This is a genomic window from Streptomyces sp. NBC_00247 (genome assembly GCF_036188265.1).
Taxonomy (GTDB): Bacteria; Actinomycetota; Actinomycetes; order Streptomycetales; family Streptomycetaceae; genus Streptomyces.
This window is the reverse complement of the sequence record NZ_CP108093.1, coordinates 2,932,163-2,956,744: the sequence shown is the minus strand read 5'-3', so window position 1 is coordinate 2,956,744 and position 24,582 is coordinate 2,932,163. Positions and strand designations below refer to the sequence as shown.

The window sequence follows — 24,582 nt, the reverse complement described above, 5'->3', positions numbered from 1 at the left end:
CTCGGTGCGCAACGGCTCAACTCCTGGGTCGTACGGGCGGACACGGGACGCGCAGGCGGAACACCGTGGGCCCGCCGGGCGGACTGGAGACTAGCAGCAGGCCGTCGACGACCGAGAGACGGTCGGCGACCCCCTGGAGGCCCGTACCGGCGTCGATGTCCGCGCCACCCGTGCCGTCGTCCCGCACCTCCACGGACAGCTCGCCGTCCCGGCACTGCCCGTTCACCGTCACCCTGGACGCCCCGCTGTGTCTGGCCGCGTTGGTGAGGGCCTCGCAGACAGCGAAGTACGCGGCGGTCTCGACGGCCTCCGGCAGCCGGTCCGGTACGTCCAGCGTCACGTCCACCGGGACGACCGAGCGGTCGGCCACGTCCTCCACCGCCGCACCCAGCCCCCGGTCGGTGAGGACCTGCGGATGGATGCCCCGGATCAGCTCCCGGATCTCGGTCAGCGCCTCGTCGGCCTGGACGCGCGCCTTGGCGAGCAGCCCGGCGACCGGTTCGGCGGGGCGCTCCAGTCCGGCCAGGCCCAGGGTCATGGAGAGGGCGACCAGGCGCTGTTGGGCGCCGTCGTGGAGATCGCGCTCGATCCTGCGGCGCTCCGCCTCGAAGGCGTGCACCAGCCGCATCCGGGAACGGTCCAACTCGTCCACCCGTTCGGCGAGTCCACTGTCCGGCGGACAAAGGAGGCGCCGTGTCAGGGCGGCCCGGCCGGCCGCGAGCGCCCCCAGGGGGTAGGCGAGCGGAGGCAGCAGGAGCAGTCCGGCCACCAGCAGTGCCCAGGCCGCGGGCCAGGACTCCACGGTCCACAGCTTCAGCAGCCTCGCCCCGCCCGTACCGCCCGCGATCATCTGGGGGAGGACCGCGACCAGCCCCGCCGGGATCAGGAGCACACAGGCGACCGCCAGCGCCTCCACCGGCCACAACAGCAGCCCGAGGAAGAGCGCGTACGCCAACTCCCGCCAGGTCGAACGCTCCTGGAGTCGCGTCCGGAGCCAGGAGGAGAGTCCCGGCTCGTCCGGCGGGCGGTGTGCGGAAGGCAGCGGGCCGGGGTGGACCAGCCGCAGCCGGTACCGCTCCAGGGCGGCCAGCGGTATCCCCGCGAGGGCCAGGACCAGCAGGAGCGGCAGCCCCACCAGCACCACGGAGAGTACGCCGCCCGCGACGGCCAGCAGGGTCAGCGTCACCAGCACGGCGGCGCCGAGCGGCACGCCGGTGAGCAGGTAGAGCACGGCGCGCCAGGGCCACACGCCGAGTACGTACCGGCGCTGCCGCAGTGCTTGCGCGAGGAGGGCGGGATGCATGGGGGAACGGTAGGCGGCCCGGCCCACGCGGTGCGATCCGCCGTGGCCGTGGCCGTGGCCGTGGCCGTGACGGCAGGGGCAGGGCGGGTCCCTTGCCGGTCGGTGGCGGGTCCACGGTGGAGACAGCTCCACCATGAGGACGGCAATCCGCTCCGATGTGCCGCGCGCGCGAGCTGGGTTGACTGGCGGCATGAGTCAACAGCCAGCGGTTCAGCTCCGTTCCGTGACCCGGTCGCACGGCCGCGGCAGCAGCCTCGTCACCGTCCTCGACCGGGTCGACCTGACCGTCGCGCCGGGGACCTTCACCGCGATCATGGGCCCCTCCGGTTCCGGCAAGTCCACCCTCCTGCACTGCGCGGCCGGCCTCGACCGACCGACCTCGGGGCGGGTGTTCCTCGGCGGCACCGAGCTGACCACCCTCGGCGAGCGGCGCCTCACCCTGCTGCGGAGGCGCCGGATCGGGTTCGTCTTCCAGTCCTTCAACCTGCTGCCCGCGCTCACCGCCGCGCAGAACGTGGCCCTCCCGCTGCGGCTGGCCGGGGGGAGGCCCCGGCGCGCCGACGTGCTCGACGCCCTGGACCGGGTGGGGCTCGGGGGCCGCGCCGGCCACCGGCCCGGCGAACTCTCCGGCGGTCAGCAGCAGCGCGTGGCACTGGCCCGCGCTCTGATCACCCGCCCCGAGGTCCTCTTCGGCGACGAACCCACCGGAGCCCTCGACTCCACGACGGCCCGGGAGGTCCTCGCCCTGCTGCGCTCCCTGGTGGACGGCGGCCGGACGGTGGTGATGGTCACGCACGACCCCGTCGCCGGGGCCTGCGCGGACCGGGTGGTGCTCCTCGCGGACGGCCGGGTGCGCGACGAACTCGACGCCCCCGACGCCGAGCGGGTCGCCGCACGCATGACGCGGCTGACCGGGAGCGCGGCGGCGGAGAAGCCGGCGCGCGAGAGATCGACGTACGGGAAGGCCGCGCGGGGGGCGGCGGTGCCGTCGTGCTGACGCGCGTACTCGCCGGGCTGCGGGCCCGCTGGATCACCTTCGCCGGCTCCTTCGTCGCCCTCGCCCTCGGCGTGGGCCTCGTGGCCGCCACCGGCCTCGCCCTCGCCGCCACGCTCGACGCGCCGGAACGCGTGCCGGAGCGGTTCGCGGCCGCCCCCGTGGTGGTCAAGGGTGCGGACACGCTCCGGGTCGCCACCCCCATCGGCGTACGGACGAGCCCGCTCGCCCGGCCCCGGCCCGTACCGCCCGCACTCGTCACCCGGCTGTCCGCCCTCGGGCCCGCCGTCGAGGACCGGACGTTCCCGGTGGAGTTCCCGTCCGGCGGCGGCCCGTACGCGGACGCCGAGGTCGTCGGCCACCCGTGGTCCATCGCCGCCGCGACCCCGTACCGGCCGACCGCGGGGCGCGCCCCCAAGGCGCCCGGCGAGATCGTGGCCGCCACCGGCCCCGGCTCCTCCGTGCACCCGGGCGACCGGATGCGGTTGCTCTTCCCGGGCGCCACGGGCCCCGGCGGTGCCGGCCGGAGCGTGACGGTGGTCGGTACCGTCGCCGCGACCGGGTTCGAGACGGCGCTGTTCTTCACCGACGCCGAGGCCGCACGGATCTCCCCGGCGGTCGACGCCCTGGTCGTCCACGCGGACCCGCGGGCCGTCGCCGCCGAGGTGGAGGCGGCCGAGGCCGGGGCGAAGGCCGGGGAGCCGCGGGTGTCGGTCCTCACCGGCGGCGACCGGCGCCGCGCCGACCCGGACCCCGACCGCGACCGGGAGGCGCTCGCCTCCGTCAACGCGCTGCTCGGTACCGCCGCGGGCATCACCGCCTTCGTTTCGGCCGCCGTGGTGGCGTCCACCTTCTCCTTCGCGGTGGCGCAGCGCCGGAGGGAGTTCGGGCTGTTGCGCACGGCGGGCGCCACCCCCGGACAGATCCGCCGGACCGTGTACGCCGAGGCCGTCCTGGTCGGCCTCCTGGCCTCCGCCGCCGGATGCTGGTGGGGCAGGGCGGGAGCCCCCCGCCTCGTCGCCCGGATGGTGGACCGGGGGATCGCCCCCGCCTGGTTCGCGATCGGCGACCGTACCTGGCCGCTGCACGTCGCCTTCTGGACCGGGCTGACCGTGGCGGTGGCCGGATCGGCCGTGTCCGCCCACCGCGCCGGACGGACCGCCCCTACCCAGGCACTGCGCGAGGCGGCCGTCGACGACGGAGCCATGCCGCGACTGCGCTGGATACTGGCGACTCTGGTGGTGGGCACCGGAATCGGGCTGATCGTGATGGCTCTGGTCTCCGACCCCGGCGGGCTCCTCAAGCGCAAGACCTACCTCACGCAGCCGATGGTGCTCATCGCCGGATGCGCGCTCCTCGCGCCGGTGCTGGTGCCCCCGGCCGTCCGGCTGCTGACCTCGCTGCCCGCCCGCCTTCCGGGTGCCACAGGCCTGTTGGCCCGGGAGAGCGCCTCGGCGGCCACTCGCAGGACCGCCGCCGTCGCTACGCCCGTCCTCATCACGGTGGCCCTGACCACCGTCCTCCTGGGGGCGACCGGGACCCTCGCCGGAGCCAAGGAGACCGAGGCGCTGACCCGTACCTCCGCCGAGTTCGTCGTCACCTCGAAGGACGGACGGCGGCCCCTTCCGACGGAGTTCGTGGAAGGGGCCCGGCGGGTTCCGGGCGCGGTGGTCAGCGCCTCCCGCTCCACCGGGGTCACCGTCCTCGAAGAGGGCGTCGCCCTCGTCTCCTACGAGGCGGCGGCCGTGGACCCGCGGGCCTTCGCGGAGGTGTCGGCCCTGCCGGTCGCCTCGGGCTCCCTCGCGGATCTCGACGACGACAGCATCGTGGTCACCGAGGAGTGGCTCACCACGGAGGTGGGCGAGCGGGTCGGGGTCCGGCTGGGCGACGGCCGCGCGGCGTCCCTGCGCATCGCGGCCGTCCTGCGCACCGGCACCGGGGACCACGGTGTCCTGCTCAGCGCCCGGAACGCCTCGGGCGCCCCGGTGGACCGCCTCGACATCACGGTGGCGCCGGGCGCCGACCGTAAGGCGGTCGCCGCCGCGCTCCGCGAGGCAGGCCGGGCCACCGGGACCGAGGTGACGACCGCGCGCGCCCGGGTCGCCGCGTACCACCCCCGTACCCGGGAGACCACCCGGCTCGGGCTGCTGACGGTGCTGGGCATCGCCCTGCTCTGCACGGGGATCGCCCTGGTCAACACCCTGGTGATGGCGACCTCGGACCGGGCCCGCGACTTCGCCGTCCTGCGGCTGGCGGGTGCGACAACCGGCCAGGTGCTGAGGATCGTCGCCGTCGAGGCACTGGTGGTGGTCGGCGTGGGAGCTCTGCTCGGCATCGCCGTCGCGGCGATCGACCTGGGCGCCGTAGGGGGTGCGCTGGCGCTGCTCGGCGTGCACACGGGCGTCGTGGTGCCCTGGGCGGCGATCGGCGCGGTGCTCGCCGCCGCCGCGGTGATCGCCGTGGTGGCCGCCGTGCTTCCGGCCGCGCGGGCGCTCCGGGTCCGCCCGGTGGAGGCGGTCGGCGCGCGGGAGTAGCGGCCGGGGGGTGTGGAGGCGGGGGCGGCGGGGCGCGTGCTCTCGCCGGCCCCTGCGCGCGTCACCTCCCGTGCGCGTCCACCAGCGCCGCGGCCTCGCCCAGCACGGCGTGTTCGGCGGGGGAGAGGTACGGGTCCGAGGAGCGCAGCGCGACGGCTCCGGCAAGGTCCGCCTCGGCGATCGCACCGTCGCCCGCCATGGCGTTCATCAGGGCGGTGAGCAGGATGCCCACGCCCTCGGCGGCCGGGAAGCCCGGGGTGAGGGAGACCTGCGCCAGGATCAGGGCCGACATGGCGCGGTCCATCCCGGGCGAGCCCTCGGTGGTGTTGCTCCAGTCGATCACCACCGGCCCGTGCCCGGTGAGCATCACGTTCTCGGGGTGCAGGTCGAGGTGGAGGATGCGGACCTCCGGATCGAGGGAGAGGCGCGGCGGCAGCGCGTGCAGCTCCCGCAACAGCCCGGCGATCATCTCGCCGCCCCGGCGGGCGTCCAGAGAGCCGGCCGTGAGCGCCTCGGCCATGGTGGGACCGGTCAGCCGCTGCATCACGAGGTCCCCGGGGCCCGCCCCCTGGGGTGCCGGCCCGATGCGCGGTACCGGGAAGCCGAACGCCGAGAGGTAGGACATCACCACCAGTTCAGGGGTGGTGTCGGCATCGTCGCGGTAGCGGCGCAGCACCCAGGAGTCGTCGAGTGCGTACACGTCGGCGCTGCGCCCCGAGCCCAGTAGCTGACCAGTGTCCATGGCGCCGAACCTACCCGCGCTCAAGGGGGTTGGGGAGCGCCGGGGCGGACCCGGTTCCGGCAGCCCGTCCCGCGTCGCACAACCCCGGGAAAATCAGTGGGCGTTCGCGTGAAACATTTCTCCCGGCCCATCGCGTCGAAGGAGTGCGGGGCGCGCGGCCGGTCCGGCCGTGGGAGACGGGGGAACGCATGAGGAAGTCACGGGTCGAGGACTTCAGGGAGTTCGCCGCGAGTTGCGCGGGCCACCTGTACCGATCGGCCGCGCTGTTGACCGGCGGTGACGTGCACCTCGCCGAGGACCTCGTCCAGGAGACCCTCGGCCGGATGTACACGCTGTGGGGCCGCGTGCACCGGATCGACAACCCCGCCGCGTACGCCCAGACCGTGCTCGTCCGCACCTTCCTCACGCACCGCAGGCGCCGCTCCGCCGGGGAACGCCCGCTCGCGGAACTGCCCGACACGGTCCCCGACCTCGCGGGGGAGGACCCGGCCCTGCGGATGACGCTGCTCGACGCCCTCGACCGGCTCCCCCCGAAGGACCGGGCGGTGGTGGTGCTGAGGTACTGGGAGGACCGCAGCGTCGACCAGACCGCCGAGATCCTCCGGACGAGTCCGGCAGCCGTACGGACGCGGTGCGTAAGGGCGTTGGCCCGGCTGCGCACCCTGCTGGGCGGCAGCCTCACCGAGTTCGCCACCCACTGAGCCGTCCACCCACTGAGCCGTCCGCCCGCACCGCCCGCCGAACGCCGAACCCGCGCCCGTGGCCGCGCCGCGCGCACCCGGACTCGTCCCCCACCCGCGCGTACTCCGCTCCGCCCTCCGCCTCCACCGAACGAGAAGTGGTGTCTCTGCCATGCCCTTTGAAGACGACCTGAGTGATGAGCTCCGCCGCACCGGCGAGTCCTTCGAGCTCCGCGACCGGACCGCGCTGCTCGACGGCTCGGTCGAGGCCGGGCGGCGCGGGGTGCGGCGGCGCAGGACCGCCGCCGTCACCGGGGGCGCGCTCGCGCTCGCTCTCGTCGCCCTCGGCGGTGGTCTGGCGACCGGTCTGGTCGGGGGCTCCGGACCCGGCGCTGATCTGGCGTCGGGTACGCGCTCCGTGTCCCCGGCCGCCGCCGGCACAGGGATCTCCGGCACGGAGATGGTCGAGACGCTGGCCGCGCTGCTGCCCGCGGGGAAGGTGTCCGAGGGTTCCGGCGTCGGTACGGGGGAGACCGAGGACGGCGCGGTGGCGTCGGCCTCCGTCGTGTACGACGACGGTGAGGGGGCCGCCACGGTCACCGCCGCCCTCTACCCGACGCCGAGTTACGCACGGGGCGGCGGCCAGGCCGCGGCCTGCCGGACCGCGCCGGGTGACCTGAGGGACGTGCCGGCCGGAGTGGCACTGGCCTTCGACGCCGTCGGCGGCCCCGGCCTCACCGACGCCTCCGGGAAGCGCCGGCCCGGCGGCGAGTGCCCGACCGCCACGGCACCGGCCACCGCGGACCCGGCAGTCCCGGACCTGGTCGGGAACCGCATCCGCACCCTGGCGGTGGGCGGGGTGACCCTCGACGTACGCGCCTACAGCGGTCTGCTCGACGACCCGGCCGACCCGGCCCGTTCCACCCCGGTGCTCGACCGACGACAGCTCGACCTCCTCGGACAGTCCGGGAAGTGGACGGGGCTGATCCAGCGCATGGGGGTGATCGTCGCGCAGCGGGAGAAGAACGGCCAGGGCGGATCGGCGACCCCCGCCCCGACGCCCACCCCCAGCCGCGCCCCCGAACTCGACTACTCCACGCTGATGCCCACCTTCCTCGGACTGCTCCCGGACGATGTCACGGTGGTCCGGCAGGAGCACGAGGACGGCAGCGAGTACGCCGAGCTGGTCGTGGACGACGGCCAGGGGCAGTCCCTCGTCGGGATCAACGTCCAGCGCGACATGCGGGACGTGGCGGGCGATCTGTACGGCAGCGCCGAGACCCTGCCGGACGGGGGGCTGCTCGCGGTCCGGCAGACGCCGGGCGAGAAGGGCGGGCAGGGCATCGTCCAGTGGACGGTCGACCTCATGTACCCCGACGGCATGCGGGTCGCGGTCATGGCCTTCAACGCGGATCGGCAGGACGGGGTTGCCACCCGGTCCGATCCCGCGCTCTCCGTCGACGAGCTCAAGGCGCTGGTCACCTCCCCGCAGTGGCGCGAGCTCCAGGTGAAGTAGACCGTGTGGTGAGAGTCCCGCCCGCCCGTGCCCCGGGCGGGCGGGACTCTCACTTCGCGTCCGAGTACCGCTCCACCACCGCCGTGGTGAACGGGAACCGCACCGGAGTCTTGCCGAAGGCGATCCGTCCGGCCAGCTCACCGGCCTCGCGGATCGCCCGCACCACCCGCTCCGACTCCTCGGCCGGACAGTGCACGATCACCTCGTCGTGCTGGAAGAACACCAGCTCCCCCCGGAGTCCCTCCTCGGCGAGCGTGCGGCGCAGCCCCGCGAGGAGCAGCAGCGCCCAGTCGGCGGCGCTGCCCTGCACCACGAAGTTACGGGTGAAGCGGCCACGGGCCCGCGCGTCGGAGGAGGCGTACCCGGGGGTGAAGCCGTACCCCCGGCGGCCTTCCCCGGAGCCGTCCTCCTCGTCGGCGCCGCCCTCCTGCGGCAGCCCCGCCTCGCCGTCGTCCCCCGGACCTGGCTCGGGCGGGCTGGTCCGCCCGAGCCAGGTCCGTACGAGACGCCCCTCCTCGCCCGCCTTCGCCGCGTCGTCGACGTACCCGACGGCCAGCGGGAAGCGGCGGCGCAGCGCGGCGAGGTTCTTGAGGCCGTCGCCGGAGGTCTGGCCGTAGACCGCGCCGAGCAGGGCGACCTTCGCCTGGTCCCGGTCGCCCCGGAAGGCGCGGTCGGAGAGCGCGGCGTAGAGGTCGCCCTCGTGTCCCGCGACCTCCATCAGTCCGGGGTCGCGGGAGATCGCGGCGAGGACCCGGGGCTCCATCTGGTCGGCGTCGGCGACGACGAGCCGCCAGCCCTCGTCCGCGACGACCGCCCGGCGGATCACCTTGGGGATCTGGAGCGCCCCGCCGCCGTTGGTCGTCCACCGTCCGCTGACCGAGCCGCCCGGCGTGTACTCGGGGCGGAAGCGGCCCTCGCGCACCCAGTCCTGGAGCCAGCCCCAGCCGTGCGCGGTCCAGATGCGGTAGAGCTTCTTGTACGCGATCAGCGGCTCCACCGCCGGGTGGTCGATCCCCTCCAGGTGCCAGCGCCGGGTGGAGGTCACCTTGATCCCGGCCCCGGCGAACGCCTTGATGACGTCCGCGGGCAGATCGGGCCGCACCCGCCGCCCGAACGCCGCCGAGACCCGGTCCGCCAGCTCGGCGAGCCGGCGGGGCTCGCCACCGCCCGCGTACCGCTCGCCGAGCAGCTCGTTCAGCAGCTCCCGGTGCACATCGGCCCGCCAGGGCATTCCGGCCCGGTTCATCTCGGCGGCGACCAGCATCCCGGCGGACTCGGTGCCGGTGAGCAGCAGCATCCGGTCCGGGTGCTCCGCCTCCCGGTGGCGGCGCAGCTGGTCGGCGTAGACGTCGAGCAGGCCCTCGAACGGCACCTGCGTGCCGGCCGACTGCTCGAAGAGCGGGGACTGCGCTCCCGGGTCGGCGCTGCGGGGCGGCGGATCGGCGGGTACGGGGGCGTTGTGGAGCCGGGCCAGGGCCGCCGCGGCGGAACGCGGTTCGCCGAGCCGCCCCGCGTGGCCGAGGAGGAGCAGCTCGGCGGACTCGATGTCGTAGCACCGCTCGACGCGGACCCCGGCGGCGAGCAGCCGGGGGTAGATCTCGGTGGTGGACCGCCACACCCAGCGCACCACCCGGGGGCGCGCGCGGACCGCCTCGGCGAGGTCGGGTTCCCGGAGCACCGGACCGGCCGGGCTCCCGTCCCGCTCCAGCGGAACGAGCAGCGCGCCGCCGCCCTCCGCCGCGGCCAGGGCCCACCGTTCCGTCATGGCCCCGAGTCTGGCACCGGGCACTGACATCGCCGGGGAACGCCCCTGGGCCGCCGTCCCCACGCACACCGTTCGGACACGGCCTCGGCGGCGGCCCCCGGGCGGCGCCTCCCGGGGGGCGGCTCCGGGCGCCTGCCGCGAGGATCGGCACCGGGGGCGACGGCGAGCGGACCGCGGTGCGGGGAGCAGGAGCAGGGATGAAGGCGATCGTGTTCGAGGAGTTCGGCGGCCCCGAGGTGCTGCGGATGACGGAGGTGGACGCCCCGCGGGTGGCGCCGGGCAGGCTCCGGGCCCGGGTCCGTGCCGCCGGGGTCAACCCGCTCGACTACAAGATCCGCAAGGGGTGGATGCGACAGGCGGCCCCCACCGCGTTCCCCGCGACGCCCGGCAGCGAGTTCGCGGGCGTGGTCGAGGAGGTCGGCGAGGGCGTCACCGACTTCGCCCCCGGCGACGAGGTGCTCGGTTACAGCGAGACCGGCTCGTACGCCACCGAGGTGCTGGCCGTCCCGGAGAAGATCACCCGCAAGCCGGCCGACCTGGACTGGGAGACGGCCGCCGCGCTGCCGGTGGCCACCGAGACCGCCTCCCGGGTGCTCGACGAACTGGCGTTGGACGCCGGGGAGACGCTGCTGCTGCACGGCGCGGCCGGTGCGGTCGGCTCGGCCGCCGTGCAGCTCGCGACGGCCCGGGGCGCGACCGTCATCGGCACGGCGTCCCCCGCCAACCACGACTACCTCCGGGTGCTGGGCGCGACGCCGGTGGAGTACGGCCCCGGGCTGGTCGAGCGGGTCCGCGCGCTGGCTCCACAGGGTGTGGACGCGGTCTTCGACGCGGCGGGCCGGGGCGCGCTGCCGGACTCCATCGAGCTGCGCGGCGGTACGACGGACCGGGTGATCACCATCGCCGACGCGGACGCCCCCGCGCTCGGGGTCGCCTTCTCCGCCGGGGGCGGCGGCCCCTCCGCCGCACGCCTCGCCGCCAACGCCCGGCGGGCCGTCCTCGGCGAGCTGCGCATCCCGGTCGACCACACGTATCCGCTGGCCCGGGCCGCCGAGGCGCACCGGGTCAGCGAGGCCGGGCACGTCCGCGGAAAGCTGGTGCTGCTCCCGCCGCAGGAGGGGTGACAGGGAGGGCGCGGGAGGGGGCGAGGGAGGGGGCGAGGGAGGGGGCGCGGGAGGGGGCGAGGGCGCGCCCGCCTCTACCCTGAACCCATGGAACCGGTGATCGACCAGGCGTGCGCGGCGGCCCTCTACGCGGAGGGCGACGCCGGTCTGGACACCGGTGCGTCGCTGCTCGCCGCCGCCCCGGGCGCGGACGACGAGGCGCACCGGCGCGGCGAGGAGTTCCTCCGCCGCGCGTGGGCCCGGGGCTGGCAGCCCGCCGACGTCGTACGGTTCGTGCGCCGGGAGCTGGACGAGGAGCGGGCGGCCCTCGCCGCGACCCTGATCGCCGCCGAGACCGCCGGGTACGCGACGCTCCCGCCGCGCTGGTCGGGCCAGCTCGCCGAGCTGCCGCCGCCCGTGCCCCGTAACCGGCCCGACCGTTTCTCCTACGCCTCCGCGCTGCTGGAGCTGTACCGGCTGCTGCTGCGGCTCCCCGCCGTGGAGGCGGTCGGGCCGCCGCCCGGCGAGGCAACGGCCGGCGGCTCGCACCTTCCGCCGCCCGCGCACGGCGAACCCCGGATGCTGACCCGCATCCGCGCCCTGCTGGCGAAGGCGGAGGGGACGGACTTCCCGGAGGAGGCCGAGGCGCTCACCACCAAGGCGCAGGAGCTGATGGCCCGGCACAGCATCGACGAGGCGCTGCTCGCCGCCCGTACCCACAGCGGGGACCGGCCCGGCGCCTGCCGGATCGGGGTCGACGCCCCGTACGAGACGGCCAAGGCGATCCTGCTCGACGCGGTCGCCTCGGCGAACCGCTGCCGGGCCGTGTGGAACAGCGACCTCGGCTTCACCACGGTCGTCGGCTTCGAGCCCGACCTGGAGGCGGTGGAACTCCTCTTCACCTCGCTGCTGGTGCAGGGCACCTCCGCGATGGCGCGCGCCGAAGCGGGGCAGCGGGCCGGCGGCCGGAAGCGGACCAAGACGTTCCGGCAGTCCTTCCTGATGGGGTACGCCCAGCGGCTCGGCAGCCGGCTCGCCGCCGACACCGCGCGGGTGACCGCCGAGGCCGGCGCGGCAGCGGCGGGCGCGGACGGCGGCGGTACGGACGGGCCGGGCGACGACGCGCTGCTGCCCGTGCTGGCCGCCCGCGACGTGGCGGTCTCCGGCGCGGCGGAGCGGATGTTCCCCCGTACCACGACCACCCGGGTGCGCGGCGCCACCGATCCGGACGGCTGGACCCACGGCACCGAGGCCGCCGACCGCGCCCGGGTGGGGGGACGCGAGGGCCGGGGGATCAACCCGTAGCGTCAGGGACGGCCCTCAGCGGCCCGGCTTGCGTGCCCGGGGCGTGTCCCGCAGGTGTGTGGTCAGGCGTGCCAGCAGGGGCAGCGCGGCCGCGAGGGTCTCCCGCTCGCCGGGACCGAGCACCTCGTCGATCGCGCCGCCGAGCCCCTCCGCGCGCCTGCCGCGCTCCTGCGCGAGCCGGTCGCTTCCGGCGGCCGTGAGACGGAGCAGGAGTTTGCGCCCGTCGAGGGGGTGCGGCTCGGCCCGTACGTAGCCCTGGCCCACGAGCTCCTTGACCGTTTTGGTGGCCGACTGGTGGCTGACGCCCCGTCTCGACGCGATGTCGGCGGCGGTCATCGGGCCGCCGCGGTCCAGGTAGCCGAGTACGGAGGCCTCGCCGGGCGGCATGGTGTCGGCGGTGCGCACCGCGCGGACCAGTTGTCCGATGGTCAGACGGAGTTCCTCGGCCAGTCGGGCGTCGTCCATGGGACCGAATCTACCCGTACCGGCCGACCGGGCCGCCCGCCGCGGCGGGCGGCCCAGTCGGCCGGTACGTGCCGCGGACGCATCCTGTTGTGTACAACCAAGGTGTACAGTTTGGTTGTAGTTATTGTTCGTCGGAAGGACCCGCCGTGCAGCTCACCAAGCACGCCCACGCCTGCGTCACGCTGGAGAAGGAGGGCACCCGCGTCGTCATCGACCCCGGCACCTTCACCCCGGACGCGGCGGAGGCCGTCGGCCTCGCCCATGCCGTCCTGATCACGCACGACCACTTCGACCACTTCGACGGGGAGCTCGTCGCCGCCGCTCTCGAAGCGCGCCCCGGCCTGCGGGTCTACGGCACGGCCGCCGTCGCGGACGCCCTGGGCGGCCACGGCGGCCGGGTCCGCGCCGTCGCCGCGGGTGATTCCTTCACCGTCGGCCCTCTCGCCGTCACCGTCCACGGGCGCAGGCACGCGCCGATCCACGCCGACATCCCGTGTCCCGACAACGTCGGCTACCTCGTCGACGGCGCCGTCCACCACCCCGGCGACTCCTACTCCGTACCCGACGCCCCGGTGCGCACCCTCCTGCTCCCGACCAGCGGTCCGTGGACCAGACTCGGCGAAGCCGCCGACTACGTCCGTGCCGTCGGGCCCGAGCGGGTCATCCAGATCCACGAACTCATGCTCAGCGAACTCGGGCAGATCTCCACGGCGCGGTTCCTCGGCGAGCAGGGGCTGACCGGCGTCGCGATCGAACGGCTGGAGCCCGGCACCACCGTCCGGCTCTGAGCCCGTGGGCCGGCCGCGTCGGCCTGGGCCCGCGCCTCGCGAACCCCGTGCCCCGTGAGCACGGGCCCCCGGTCAGCCCGTGCCCCGTGAGACCGCGCTCCCGGACGGCCCGTGCCCCGTGAGACCGCGCTCCCGGACGCGGTCCGACGGTCCGTACCGAAAACCCGAGGCGCCCGCGCCGGAGGGTTGTTACCGTCCGGCCCCATGACCTGGCTGCCCGACGACTTCGTCCACCCCGTCCACGTGCCCGTACCCGGCACCACCGTCCACCTGCGCCCGATCCGGGAGGCGGACACCGCGATCGACTATCCCGCGGTGATGGGCTCCCGGGAGCGCCTGTGGGAGATCTTCGGCCCTGCCTGGGGGTGGCCCGCCGAGTCGATGACGTACGAGGGGGACCGCGCCGATCTGCGGCGGCACGAGGAGGAGATCGCCGCGCACCGGTCCTTCAACTACGCCCTGCTGGACGAGGCGGAGACGGTGCTCCTCGGCTGCGTCTACGTCGACCCTCCGGAGCGCACCGGTGCGGACGGCGAGATCTCCTGGTGGGTGGTGGACGAGTTGGCCGGCGGTGACGTGGAGAAGGCCCTCGACGCGTTCGTGCCGCGGTGGATCGCCGCCGCCTGGCCTTTCCGGCACGCCCGCCACCTGGGCCGCGACATCTCCTGGACGGAGTGGCTCGCCCTCCCCGGCACCTCGTGAGGAAGCGCGCCCCGTGACGGGGCGCGCGGCGCCGGAACGACCCGGTCCGGACGGGTGAACCAAAGGTCGGATTTGCCCGGCATCGGGGCTACGCTCGCCCCATGAGTTGGCTCCGGGCGCTGAAGGAGACCGCCCGCTCGGGGTTCACGATCGAGCGGACCCGGCTGGAGCCGCTCGTCGCGTTGCGCGGAGCCATCGGCCTGGCGCTGGTGGTCGAGACCGCGCTCTTCGTGTTCGGGCCGGTCATCGCGGCCAGTTCCGCGTTCGGCGCGTTCCAGGCGGCCATCGCCACCTTCCAGCGCAGCTGGCGCCCCCGCCCCGTGCTCGCTCTGGTCTCCGGCGTCAGCCTGAGCATCTCGACCTTCATCGGCTACGTCGCCGGTCCGTACCACCCGGTCTTCCTCGCCGTGCTCGTCGTCTGGACGTTCGTCGCCGGACTCTGCTGGGCGGCGGGCCCCACCGGCGGCATCATCGCCTCCTCCAACGTGGCGATCATGCTCGTCACCATCACCCTGCCCACCTCCGTCCTGGACGCCGCCGCACACGCCGGGATGATCATCGTCGGCGGCCTGGTGCAGGCCTCCCTGATCGTGCTCTTCCCGGTACGCCGGTGGGGGGCCCAGCGCGACGCACTCGCCGACGCGCTGGCCGCCGAAGCCGACTACGCCCGACGGCTGCGCTACGACCCGATCGCGCCCTTCGACGCGGAGGCGCTGATGACGGCCCGCGACGCGGCGGCGGTCTCCGCCCGCGAGGCCCGTCACCGCCCGGCCGAACTGCACGGCGCCCGGAGCGTCGCCGAACGCATCCGCCCCGTGCTGGCCTCGCTGGCCGACCCCGCCATGGGGGTGCCCGAGGAAGGGCCGCAGCGCGACCGCGCCCGCGAGCTGCTCGGCGCGGCCGGCTCGGTGCTCGACGCGGCGGCCCGCGCGATCCGGCACGGCGATCCGGTCCGGCTCGGCGGACCGGCGCTGGAGGCGCTGGAGGCGCCGGAGACCGGCGGGCTCACCAGCGGCCCGCCCCGGCGCGCCGCCGACCGGCTGATCGCCCTCCTCCACGACGTCGTGGAGATCGCCGAGGGTGCCGGAACCCGGCACGGCTCGGAAGCCGACGCCGAGACCCCGCACCGCCGCCGCCCCGGCCTGATCAAGCTCGTCCCGGTCGTGATCGGCCGGATGAGGGGCGAGTTCCACCGCGGGTCGGCGATCCTGCGGCACGCGATCCGGGTCACCGCGGTCGCCACGATCGGCTACTTCATCGGCGAGGCGCTGCCCTTCGGACACGGCTACTGGGCGCCGATGGCCGCGGTCATGGTGATGCGGCCGGACTTCTCGCAGACCTACGCCCGCTCGGTGGCCCGCTTCGGCGGCACCATCGTCGGCGTGACGTTCGCGACCGTCGTCGTGCAGGTCGCCGACCCCGGCCCGGAACTCTCGGCCGCGCTCGCCGTCTGCTGCGCCTGGCTGATGTACCTGCTGATGCGCACCGGGTACGCGGTCGGCCAGGTCTGCATCTCGGCGTACGTCGTCTTCCTGCTCGGCATGGCGGGCACCGACTGGTCCCAGACGGTCCCCGAACGCATCGTGCTGACCCTCGTCGGCGGACTGCTGGCCATGGTCTCGTACGCCGTCTACCCGGCCTGGGAGACCCCTCGGCTGCGCAACCGGCTCGCCGGGTGGCTGATCGCGGTCGGCCGGTACGCCGCCACGGTCATCGACCAGTACGCCGACCCGGCGGCCCGCAGCAACGACGACGTGCGGTCCGCGCTCATCGCCTCCCGCGAGGCCCGCGTCGAGTGGACGGAGACCCTGAAGAAGGCCCAGTACGAGCCGGTGCGGCACCGGGGCATCTCCCGGTCGGCCGCCACCGACGCCCAGCACGCGCTGTCTCAACTCGGCCGGGCCGCCATGCTGCTGGAGGCCCACCTGCCGGACCGCGCGGCGACCCCCGTGCGCGGCGCCGCGGAACTCGCCGACGCCCTGCGCGGTGCCACCGAAAAGGGGGCGAAGGCGGTACGCGAACGGCGGGTCCCGGAATGGGGACCGGTCGCCGAGTCGGTGGCGTACTGGGACTTTCTCGAAGCGCCCTACGACGAGGAACCCGAACCGGGCGAACCCGTGCCCGACCCCGTCGTGCGCCGGGGAGCCGCGCTTCTGCTCGACGCGCTGGTGGAATTGTCGTTCGCGCTGGACGACCGGGGGGCCGTGCCCAGTAGTCGCAGAGCGGGGCCGGCCGAGCACGGGGAAGAAGTGGACGAGGCGGAACCGGAATCCCGGTGAAAAGCATGTGAGGGGGTGACCGGTGCCGCGTCGGTCGGGGCCGGCCGTCCGGGCCTGCGGCGGAGGTCGCGCCGGGTCGGGGAGGCGGGACGGGGATACGTGGGCCGCGGCGTCCCGGGAGGATCTTCCTGCCGGGGTGCGTGCCATTTCGTGGCCTCTTCACGTCTGCGGTAATCGCTGTAATCAAAGGACCACCCCGCGTGCACGTGCATTTGCCCATGCATTGGCATGTGAATTACCGCTATGATCCAGGTTGGTTGACAGATGGTTGACACTTGCACCTTGCAACTCGGGGAGCTTTCTGTGCACGACGTGTACAACGGCATGGCGGCCACAGGGCTTCACGGAGTCGTCTGGCAGAAGAGCAGGCACAGCAACTCCCAAGGATCTTGTGTGGAGTTCGCGAAACTGCCCGGGGGGAATGTGGCCATGCGCAACTCCCGCCACCCGGACGGCCCGGCGCTCGTCTACACCCCGGCGGAGATCGAGGCTCTCCTGCTGGGCGTCAAGGACGGGGAGTTCGACCATCTGGCGACCGGCGCCTGAGCGTCACGGAGCGGTACCGCGTACGGCGGCACGGCGCGGGGCGCCGGCGGTCGTGGGCGCGCCGGGACGGACACGGGTGGTCGTGGGCGCGCCGCAACCGGCACGGCCGGGCGGTGTGGCGGGCGCCGGCGCCGGGACGGGCCCGAGGCGCGGTCGGCGGGACGTGGCGAGGGCCGGAGCGCGACTCTCCCTCGCGCTCCGGCCCCTGTACCCCGCGTCCGGCCCTCTCGTACGCGGAGATGTTCCGGTGCGTGTGCGTGTCACTGTGCGGGCTTCCGCGCACACGGCCCCGCCGGACGGCCGGGTCTCAGCGGGAGTCGTCCGCCGGCTCGTCGGCCTTCGTCAGCAGGAACGCCGCCCAGACGACCTTCCCTTGCGGGGCCTTCGGCCGGCACCCCGCCCCGGGCGCCGGGGCGGGGTGCCAGCCCCAGCTGTCGCTGAAGGACTCCACCAGGAACAGCCCCCGGCCCGACTCGGCCGAGTCCTCCGCCTCGCCCGCCATCGGACTCTCCCGGCTGGGGTCGCGCACCGCGCACACCAGACGGGTGGAGCAGCGCGCCAACTGGAGGCGTACCGGCGGGACGTTCGGGTCGCGGGCGACATCGGACGGCAGCGCGTGACGCAGAGCGTTGGTCACCAACTCGGAGACGACCAGGGCCACGTCGTCGAAACAGCGCTCCAGTTGCCACTGGCAGAGGGTGGCGCGGGTGAAGTGCCGCGCGGAGCCGACCGCTTCGTATCGCGCCGGGAGGGTGATGGACGCCGACGCGGTGACCGCCGCGTGATCCGTGGGGGGCAGGCCACGCCGTAACGGTTCGAGCGTCGTCGATCCATCAGTCCTCATGCGAGGTGCTCCCGGGATTTCGCGGCTGCGAGCGGCACTGCCTGTGAGCGGTACTGCGGGGACACAGCGGCACAACACGAACGATCACGCAGGTGCGCAAGGCCCATGCTTCCGAATGCTTGGAGCAGATGCAAGGGCAGATGCACGTGCACGCGCCGGACCTGCCCGGTACCGTGGTGGTTCCGGAGCATTTCTTCCGTGCAGCAGTTTTCCATGACTCCGGCAAGTCTTCCCCTCTCTGTAATCGAATGAGTACGGCCCGGAGCGTTTTGGTGGCAGAATCCGGTTCTCGGGGTTCGGGGGGCCTCGTTGCCCGGGAAGCTATGGGGAGGGTCGTCCAGTGTCGGCAGGCGAGTCGAGTGGATCCGTGGTGCGCCGCATCCTGCTGGGCTCTCAGCTCAGAAGGCTGCGCGAGTCTCGCGGAATCACGCGTGAGGCGGCCGGCTACTCCATCCGGGCCTCCGAATCGAAGATCAGCCGCATGGAGTTGGGACGGGTGAGCTTCAAGGCCAGGGACATCGAGGATCTGCTCACGCTCTACGGAGTCGCGGACGAGGCGGAGCGCGAGTCGCTGCTCGGTCTGGCGCGCGAGGCCAACGTGGCGGGCTGGTGGCACAGTTACGGTGACGTGCTGCCCGGCTGGTTCCAGACGTACATCGGTCTGGAGGGGGCGGCATCCCTCATCCGTATCTATGAAGTGCAGTTCGTGCACGGCCTGTTGCAGACCGAGGCCTATGCGCACGCCGTCGTCTCGCGGGGCATGCGCGGCGCTCCCGAGGCGGAGATCGACCGCCGGGTCGCGCTGCGGCTGGAGCGGCAGAAGGTGCTCGTCTCGGAACGCGCGCCGGACTTCCACGCGGTGCTCGACGAGGCCGCCCTGCACCGGCCTTACGGCTCACCCGAAGTGATGCGCTCCCAATTGCGGCATCTGCTGGAGATGTCGGAGCACCCCAACATCTCCCTCCAGGTGATGCCTTTCAGTTTCGGCGGACACGCGGGGGAAAGCGGCGCGTTCACCATGCTGCGTTTCCCCGAATCGGATCTGTCGGACATCATCTTTCTGGAGCAGCTCACCAGCGCGCTCTATCTCGACAAGGCCGAAGACGTCCAGCAGTACGAAAAGGCCATGGTCCGGCTGCGTGCCGACAGTCCCGGGGAGGGCGAGACCCGGGATCTCCTCCACAGACTGCTTCAACAGGCCTGATCCACGCGTACGATGAGGCTCGATCAGGAGTGTGCGAACGCCTGCAGTAAGGGATTGCATGTCCTTCTTCCATGAACTGGCCCATCAGTACATCGATGGCGAATGGCTGACCGGCAGCGGTTCGTGGGACATCATCGACGTCAATCCCTACAACGGCGAGAAGCTCTGCGCCGTCACGGTCGCGACCGTCGCCGAGGTGGACCGGGCGTACCGCGCCGCCGAACGCGCGCAGACGGCGTGGGCCGCCACGCGCCCCCACGAGCGACAGGCTGTCCTCGTAAGGGCGTTGGCCGTCGTCGAGGCACGCGCGGACGAGATCGCCGAGGCCATGGTCGACGAGCTGGGCGGGACGCTGCCCCGGGCCCGGTACGAGATCGACCTCGGCCGCGAACTCCTCCGTGAGGCGATACGCCAGACCGTCCGCCCGGTCGGCGGGCTGCTGCCCGCGGCGGTGGACGGCAAGGAGAACCGGCTCTACCGGCGTCCCGTCGGGGTCGTCTCCGTCATCAACGCCTTCAACTTCCCCTTCGTCGTGGCGATGAAGTCGGTCGCGCCCGCCCTGGCGCTCGGCAACGCCGTCGTGATGAAGCCGCACCAGAACGCTCCGGTCGTCGGCGGAGGTCTCGTGGCGCGCGTCTTCGAGGAGGCCGGGCTGCCGCCGGGCCTGCTCAACGTGGTGGTCACGGACAGCGCCGAGATAGGTGACGCGTTCATCGAGCACCCGGTGCCCGCGGTGATCTCCTTCACCGGCTCGGACCGGGTCGGCCGTCGGATAGCCGCCCTGGCGGCCCGCCACTTCAAGCGGTGCGTGCTCGAACTCAGCGGCAACAGCGCCTTGGTGGTGCTGGACGACGCCGACATCGACGCGGCGGTGGACGCCGCGGTCTTCAGCCGCTTCTTCTTCCAGGGCCAGGTCGGCATGGCGGCCAACCGCATCCTGGTCGACCGCCTGGTGGAGCGGGAGTTCACCGAGCGGTTCGTCGCCGAGGTGTCCCGGATCACCGCCGGGGACCCGCACGACCCGGCCACCCGTATCGGTCCGGTCATCAACGCTTTCCAGGCCGACGCGTTGTCCGGGCTGGTCACCGAGGCGCTCGACGCCGGAGCCACCGCGCTGCTGCGGGGCCGTACCCGGGGCAACGTCGTGGAGCCGACCGTACTGACCGGGGTGCCCGAGGGCTCCCCCCTGCTGACGCAGGAGGTCTTCGGGCCGGTGGCCGTGCTGATCCCCTTCGACGGGGAGGACGAGGCCGTGAGGATCGCCGACGACACCCCGTACGGGCTGAGCGGGGCCGTGCACACCGTGGACGTGGAGCGCGGGGTCAGGTTCGCGCGGCGCGTCCGCAGCGGGATGTTCCACGTCAACGGGCCCACCGTGCAGGACGATCCGCTGGCCGCCTTCGGGGGCGAGAAGATGTCCGGACTCGGCCGGCGGAACGGCGACGCGGTGGTGGACGCCTTCACGACCACGCACTGGATCTCGGTCCAGTACGGCCGCACGGTCTTTCCTTTCTGAACGCGACCGCGTGTCCCGGCCTCGCGGACAGAAGCTGTCCGCAAGGGCTCGTAGCGTAGGAGTGTCGGTCGGGGCCACGGGGGCACCGGCCTCAGGGCCCTCGAAGGGCCCCCTACTCCGGGACGGTCAGCATGGTCACTCACGTGTCCGAGACGCACGGCGACGAGCGCGCCACCCTCCTCGCCTTCGTGGAGGCCCAGCGCGGCGCGATCCGCCGTACTCTGCTCGGTCTCACCGAGGAGCAGGCGGCGAGCCGGCCGAGCGCGAGCGAGCTCTCCCTCTCCGGGCTGGCCAAGCACGTCGCCGAGACGGAGCTGAACTGGCTGCGGATGGCGCAGCGGCAGCCCAACGAGAAGGCACGCACCCAGGAGACCTGGGGGGACAGCTTCCGTCTCGTCGGCGACGAGACCGTGCCCCAGGTGCTGGAGTTCTGGGACGGCGTCGCCGCCGAGACCGAGAAGTTCGTCCGGTCGGTCCCGGACCTCGACGACAGCTTCCCGCTGCCCCCGGCGCCCTGGTTCCCGAAGGACGAGGAGGTCTCCATGCGGTGGCTGTTGGTCCATCTGGTCGAGGAGATCGCCCGGCACGCCGGTCACGCCGACATCATCCGAGAGTCCCTGGACGGCAGGACCGCCTTCGAGTTGATCGCCGAGAGTCGCAAGTAGACCCCTGGCGAGGGCTGTTCAGTGGTGGAACGAGGTCGCGGCGCTCTTGTCGCGGCTCAACGGACGTGCCTGTCGCCGCAGTTCGGGCAGGAGGGCCCGCAGGTCCTCCAGCAGTAGTTCGGCGAGGTCGGACGAGAAGCCGTTGCGGCAGACGATCCGCAGCACCGACAGGTCCTGCCGGTTGGCCGGGAAGGTGTACGCGGGCACAAGCCAGCCGTGCTCGCGCAGCCGGCGGGACACGTCGAAGACGTCGTACGCCGTCACGTCCGGCGCGGTCGTCACGGCGAAGACCGGCAGTTCGTCGCCCCGGGTGAGGAGGCGGAAGTCGCCGAGTGCCTCGATCCGGGTCGCGAGGCCCCGGGCCACGTCCCGGGAGGTCTGCTGGACGGCGCGGAAGCCTTCCCGGCCCAGCCGCAGGAAGGTGTAGTACTGCGCGACGACCTGGGCGCCGGGCCGGGAGAAGTTCAGTGCGAAGGTGGGCATGTCGCCGCCGAGGTAGTTGACCCGGAAGACGAGCTCCTCGGGGAGGTCCTCGGGCGTACGCCAGAGCGCCCAGCCGACGCCGGGGTAGACCAGGCCGTACTTGTGGCCCGAGGTGTTGATGGAGGCCACCCGGGGGAGCCGGAAGTCCCACACCAGGTCCTCGTCGACGAACGGCGCGACCATGGCGCCCGAGGCGCCGTCGACGTGGACCGGGACGTCGAGGCCGGTGCGTTCCTGGAGGGCGTCCAGCGCCTCGCAGATGCCGGCGACCGGCTCGTAGGAGCCGTCGAAGGTGGAGCCGAGGATGCCGACGACCCCGATGGTGTTCTCGTCGCAGAGGTCGGCGGCCGCCTGCGGGTCGATGTGGAAGCGCTCGCCCTCCATGGGGACGAGCCGGGCCTCCACCTCCCAGAAGTTGCAGAACTTCTCCCAGCACACCTGCACGTTGACGCCCATCACCAGGTTGGGCCGCGCGGTGGCCGGATAGCGGTCGGGGTTCTTCGCCGCCCAGCGCCGCTTCAGCGCGAGACCGGCGAGCATGCAGGCCTCGCTGGAGCCGGTCGTGGAGCAGCCCACGGCGTTGGTGGGGTCGGGCGCGTTCCACAGGTCGGCGAGCATCGCGACGCACCGGCGCTCCAACTCGGCGGTGCGCGGGTACTCGTCCTTGTCGATCATGTTCTTGTCCCGGCACTCCGCCATCAGCACCCCGGCCTGGGGTTCCATCCAGGTGGTGACGAAGGTGGCGAGGTTCAGCCGGGAGTTGCCGTCGAGCATCAGCTCGTCGTGGACGAGACCGTACGCGGTGGACGGCGGGAGCGGGCCGTCCGGGAGCCGGTGCGTCGGCGGCGCCGAGGTCATGCCCGCCGTCGGATCGGCCTCTCCGAAGAAGGGGTTGAGGGCCAGCTTGCGGCCCTTGCCGGAGTGGTCGTCGCCGTGTGATCCCTTGTGGAGTGCCATGCGCACGTCCTCTCGGTCCGAGGGCCCCGGTCGCGGGGTCCGTCGCCGCTGTCGTCCGAGCCGTTGTTCCCGCCGCGGGTTCAGCCCCCGGCGGCGAGTCCGGCCTTGATGGCCCGGGTGAACCTCACGACGCGCTCGGCCTGGACGCGCGCCGCCGTCAGCGTCTGTTCGCCGACCGGGATGTCCCCCTGGCCGGCGACGTGCGAGGTGCCGTAGGGGTTGCCGTCGACGAACTTCGACGGGTCGGTGTACCCGGGGGAGACGAGGATGCCGCCGAAGTGGTGGATGGTGTTGTAGAGCGCGAGCAGCGTCGACTCCTGGCCGCCGTGCGCGGTGGCGCTGGCGGTGAAGCCGCTGTAGACCTTGTCGGCCAGCGCACCCGCCTGCCAGAGGCCGCCGAGGGTGTCGAGGAACTGCTTGAGCTGGGCGGCGACGTTTCCGTACCGGGTCGGCGATCCGAAGATCACCGCGTCGGCCCAGACGAGGTCGTCGGCGGCGACCTCGTCGATGCCGGCCGTCTCCCGCGCGTTGGCCGCCCAGGCGGGGTTGGAATCGATGGCGGCCTGCGGGGCGAGCTCGGCGACCTTGCGCAGCCGTACGTCGGCGCCGGCCTTCTCCGCGTCCTCGGCGAGGGCCTTGGCGATCGTCGCGATGGTGCCGGTCGAGGAGTAGTAGACGACGGCGACATTGACGGGCGTGGACATACGAGATCCTCCGGGCGTCGGGTGTGCGGGCCGTACGGCGGGGAGTTCTCGTGCGGCTCCGAGAGGCCGTACGCATGTGACGATACGGACAAACGGCCCAACCGGCACGTCCGGCAGGAGAGCCGGTGCCCTGCGGCACCGGCTCGGGCCGCAGGGCCGCACGGGCCCCTCACCGCAGGGCCGTACCGTCCTCGCGCAGCTGCATCTGGGGTCGCCCTGTCACCAGCAGCCAGGCGGGCAGCACCGCCACGCAGAGCACCGGCAGCACCGCCAGGTCGCTCACCAGCACGGCGGCGGTGAAGAGGCTGAGCCAGCCCTGCCGGGTGACCGCGAGCACCACGCCCAGCACCGCGCAGGCCACGGCGAGCGCGGGCGGGACCGCGTCCACCAGGGCGTGCGCGCACAGCCCCAGGGCCACCCCGGCGAAGACCGCCGGGAAGATCCGGCCGCCCCGGAACCCGCAGGTGGCCGCCACCACCAGGGCCGCCATCTTGACCACCGCCATCACCGCGAACTCCCCGGCCGACCAGCCGTCGGGCGAGGCGGTCAGCTCTCGCGCCTCGTCCAGGCCCTTGAAGAGCGTCAGATGGCCGCCCAGCGCACCCAGGAGTCCCAGCACCAGCCCGCCGGCGGCCGTCGCGAGCACCGGGTACCGCAGCGCCTTGAACGCCCGGTGCGCCCAGGGCGTCGCGAGCACCCCGGCCATCCCCAGCACCGCGCCCGCCGACGCGATCACCAGGGCGGAGAGCAGATCGCCCCAGTCGGTGCGGGTGTACGCGGGCAGCGACATGTCGAAGCTGGGGTGCGCGGCCAGTGTCATGGTCAGTGCCCCGGCAGTGCCCGCCGCGAGCGGTCCGAAGAGGCGGTCCCAGAGGGCGCCGGGGCCGGGCTGGGAGGCGAGGAACTCGGAGAGGATGAGGGCGGCGGCGACGGGGGTGCCGAACAGGGCGCCGATGGTGCCGGCCGCCGCGAGCCCGGTCCACAACTCGCCGGGCGCGTCCGGGGCGACCCGGCGGCCCAGCCAGTAGGCGAGGGCGATGTTGGTCTCGGTGATCGGGTTCTCCGGGCCGAGGCTCACCCCGCCGGCCAGCGCCAGCACGGTGACCAGCAGCAGCCCCGGTACGACCCCGGGGCCCAGCGGGGCGCCCACCAGCCCGGTGGTGGCCGGGTCGGAGCCCGCGTGGCCGTGCGCAAGGTGGACGACGACGCCCACCGCGACGCCCGTCGCGGTGAGCATGACGATCATCCAGAGCGAGGAGTACCGCCCGATCCCGAGCGCGTCCGGGAGGTTCTCCCAGAGCACGTCCTGGAACCTTTCGGCCAGCAGGCTGACACCCAGCAGCACCAGCGCCGAGACGACGCCCACCACCAGGGCGGGAAGCAGGCCGGTCAGCAGCCGCCGAGCGGGCGTGGGGGCGGGCACCGGGCCGGGAAAAGCGCGGGCCGAGGAGGCGGCAGAGGCCGGAGAGGGCGACGCGGAGGAGGAG

General features: G+C 73.7%; 21 protein-coding genes. 13 read left to right on the top strand and 8 right to left on the bottom strand.

Annotated elements, in window-relative coordinates; all coding sequences use genetic code 11:
* Positions 1 to 16 precede the first annotated feature (16 nt).
* Positions 17 to 1,303 carry a sensor histidine kinase gene (locus OHT52_RS12465; protein WP_328720215.1) on the bottom strand — a complete coding sequence of 429 codons (1,287 nt, stop codon included), beginning with the start codon at positions 1,301 to 1,303 and terminating at the stop codon, positions 17 to 19.
* Between the two features lie 190 nt (positions 1,304 to 1,493).
* Between OHT52_RS12465 and OHT52_RS12460 the strand changes: the two genes are divergently transcribed.
* Both OHT52_RS12460 and OHT52_RS12455 read left to right on the top strand, forming a co-directional pair.
* Entirely contained in the window at positions 1,494 to 2,300 is an 807-nt protein-coding gene (locus tag OHT52_RS12460) for an ABC transporter ATP-binding protein (protein ID WP_328720214.1), read from the top strand.
* Positions 2,294 to 4,831, top strand: coding sequence for an FtsX-like permease family protein (locus tag OHT52_RS12455; protein WP_328720213.1), 2,538 nt, complete (start codon positions 2,294 to 2,296; stop codon positions 4,829 to 4,831). Before OHT52_RS12460 ends, OHT52_RS12455 begins: the two co-directional genes overlap by 7 nt.
* Positions 4,832 to 4,892: 61 nt before the next feature.
* Here the strand turns inward: OHT52_RS12455 and OHT52_RS12450 are convergent, their stop codons facing one another.
* Positions 4,893 to 5,573 carry a phosphotransferase gene (locus OHT52_RS12450; RefSeq protein ID WP_328720212.1) on the bottom strand — a complete coding sequence of 227 codons (681 nt, stop codon included), beginning with the start codon at positions 5,571 to 5,573 and terminating at the stop codon, positions 4,893 to 4,895.
* Between the two features lie 188 nt (positions 5,574 to 5,761).
* Here OHT52_RS12450 and OHT52_RS12445 point away from each other — a divergent pair, with 188 nt between their 5' ends.
* The gene (locus OHT52_RS12445; protein ID WP_328720211.1) at positions 5,762 to 6,274 is read left to right on the top strand and encodes a SigE family RNA polymerase sigma factor; all 513 of its coding nucleotides are present in this window, start codon (positions 5,762 to 5,764) and stop codon (positions 6,272 to 6,274) included.
* 151 nt (positions 6,275 to 6,425) lie between these two features.
* Positions 6,426 to 7,769 (top strand): hypothetical protein, encoded by a 1,344-nt coding sequence (locus OHT52_RS12440; protein WP_328720210.1) that lies wholly within the window; start codon positions 6,426 to 6,428, stop codon positions 7,767 to 7,769.
* A gap of 49 nt (positions 7,770 to 7,818) precedes the next feature.
* On the opposite strand, the gene OHT52_RS12435 is transcribed toward OHT52_RS12440, so the two are convergent.
* Entirely contained in the window at positions 7,819 to 9,534 is a 1,716-nt protein-coding gene (locus tag OHT52_RS12435; RefSeq protein ID WP_328720209.1) for a bifunctional 3'-5' exonuclease/DNA polymerase, read from the bottom strand.
* A 197-nt stretch (positions 9,535 to 9,731) separates the two neighbouring features.
* Here OHT52_RS12435 and OHT52_RS12430 point away from each other — a divergent pair, with 197 nt between their 5' ends.
* Both OHT52_RS12430 and OHT52_RS12425 read left to right on the top strand, forming a co-directional pair.
* Positions 9,732 to 10,658 (top strand): NADP-dependent oxidoreductase, encoded by a 927-nt coding sequence (locus OHT52_RS12430; protein ID WP_328720208.1) that lies wholly within the window; start codon positions 9,732 to 9,734, stop codon positions 10,656 to 10,658.
* Positions 10,659 to 10,745: 87 nt separating this feature from the next.
* Positions 10,746 to 11,942 carry a DUF2786 domain-containing protein gene (locus OHT52_RS12425; protein ID WP_328720207.1) on the top strand — a complete coding sequence of 399 codons (1,197 nt, stop codon included), beginning with the start codon at positions 10,746 to 10,748 and terminating at the stop codon, positions 11,940 to 11,942.
* 15 nt (positions 11,943 to 11,957) lie between these two features.
* Here OHT52_RS12425 and OHT52_RS12420 read toward each other — a convergent pair whose 3' ends face one another.
* Complete coding sequence (locus tag OHT52_RS12420; protein ID WP_328720206.1) at positions 11,958 to 12,407, bottom strand: MarR family winged helix-turn-helix transcriptional regulator; 450 nt, start codon at positions 12,405 to 12,407, stop codon at positions 11,958 to 11,960.
* A 146-nt stretch (positions 12,408 to 12,553) separates the two neighbouring features.
* Between OHT52_RS12420 and OHT52_RS12415 the strand changes: the two genes are divergently transcribed.
* The 4 genes from OHT52_RS12415 (at position 12,554) to OHT52_RS12400 (ending at position 16,722) form a co-directional block, all read left to right on the top strand.
* Entirely contained in the window at positions 12,554 to 13,195 is a 642-nt protein-coding gene (locus OHT52_RS12415; protein WP_328720205.1) for an MBL fold metallo-hydrolase, read from the top strand.
* A 204-nt stretch (positions 13,196 to 13,399) separates the two neighbouring features.
* On the top strand, positions 13,400 to 13,897 hold the full coding sequence (locus OHT52_RS12410) for a GNAT family N-acetyltransferase (RefSeq protein ID WP_328720204.1): 498 nt from the start codon (positions 13,400 to 13,402) through the stop codon (positions 13,895 to 13,897).
* A 101-nt stretch (positions 13,898 to 13,998) separates the two neighbouring features.
* Complete coding sequence (locus tag OHT52_RS12405) at positions 13,999 to 16,176, top strand: FUSC family protein (RefSeq protein ID WP_328720203.1); 2,178 nt, start codon at positions 13,999 to 14,001, stop codon at positions 16,174 to 16,176.
* A 303-nt stretch (positions 16,177 to 16,479) separates the two neighbouring features.
* Complete coding sequence (locus OHT52_RS12400; protein WP_266707328.1) at positions 16,480 to 16,722, top strand: DUF397 domain-containing protein; 243 nt, start codon at positions 16,480 to 16,482, stop codon at positions 16,720 to 16,722.
* Positions 16,723 to 17,029: 307 nt separating this feature from the next.
* Here OHT52_RS12400 and OHT52_RS12395 read toward each other — a convergent pair whose 3' ends face one another.
* Complete coding sequence (locus OHT52_RS12395) at positions 17,030 to 17,566, bottom strand: ATP-binding protein (RefSeq protein ID WP_328720202.1); 537 nt, start codon at positions 17,564 to 17,566, stop codon at positions 17,030 to 17,032.
* A gap of 340 nt (positions 17,567 to 17,906) precedes the next feature.
* On the opposite strand from OHT52_RS12395, the gene OHT52_RS12390 reads away from it, so the two are divergent.
* From OHT52_RS12390 to OHT52_RS12380, 3 genes are all read left to right on the top strand, one after another.
* The gene (locus OHT52_RS12390; RefSeq protein ID WP_328720201.1) at positions 17,907 to 18,770 is read left to right on the top strand and encodes a helix-turn-helix domain-containing protein; all 864 of its coding nucleotides are present in this window, start codon (positions 17,907 to 17,909) and stop codon (positions 18,768 to 18,770) included.
* 58 nt (positions 18,771 to 18,828) lie between these two features.
* Positions 18,829 to 20,286, top strand: coding sequence for an aldehyde dehydrogenase family protein (locus OHT52_RS12385; protein WP_328720200.1), 1,458 nt, complete (start codon positions 18,829 to 18,831; stop codon positions 20,284 to 20,286).
* 131 nt (positions 20,287 to 20,417) lie between these two features.
* Positions 20,418 to 20,951: a DinB family protein gene (locus OHT52_RS12380; protein WP_328720199.1), complete on the top strand. Its 534-nt coding sequence runs from the start codon at positions 20,418 to 20,420 to the stop codon at positions 20,949 to 20,951.
* 18 nt (positions 20,952 to 20,969) lie between these two features.
* Here the strand turns inward: OHT52_RS12380 and OHT52_RS12375 are convergent, their stop codons facing one another.
* From OHT52_RS12375 to OHT52_RS12365, 3 genes are all read right to left on the bottom strand, one after another.
* Positions 20,970 to 22,391, bottom strand: a complete 1,422-nt coding sequence (locus OHT52_RS12375) for a glutamate decarboxylase (RefSeq protein ID WP_328720198.1) — start codon at positions 22,389 to 22,391, stop codon at positions 20,970 to 20,972.
* 80 nt (positions 22,392 to 22,471) lie between these two features.
* Positions 22,472 to 23,095, bottom strand: a complete 624-nt coding sequence (gene wrbA / locus OHT52_RS12370) for an NAD(P)H:quinone oxidoreductase (RefSeq protein ID WP_328720197.1) — start codon at positions 23,093 to 23,095, stop codon at positions 22,472 to 22,474.
* Positions 23,096 to 23,264: 169 nt separating this feature from the next.
* Entirely contained in the window at positions 23,265 to 24,518 is a 1,254-nt protein-coding gene (locus OHT52_RS12365) for an ion channel protein (protein WP_328723711.1), read from the bottom strand.
* Between the last annotated feature and the right edge of the window lie 64 nt (positions 24,519 to 24,582).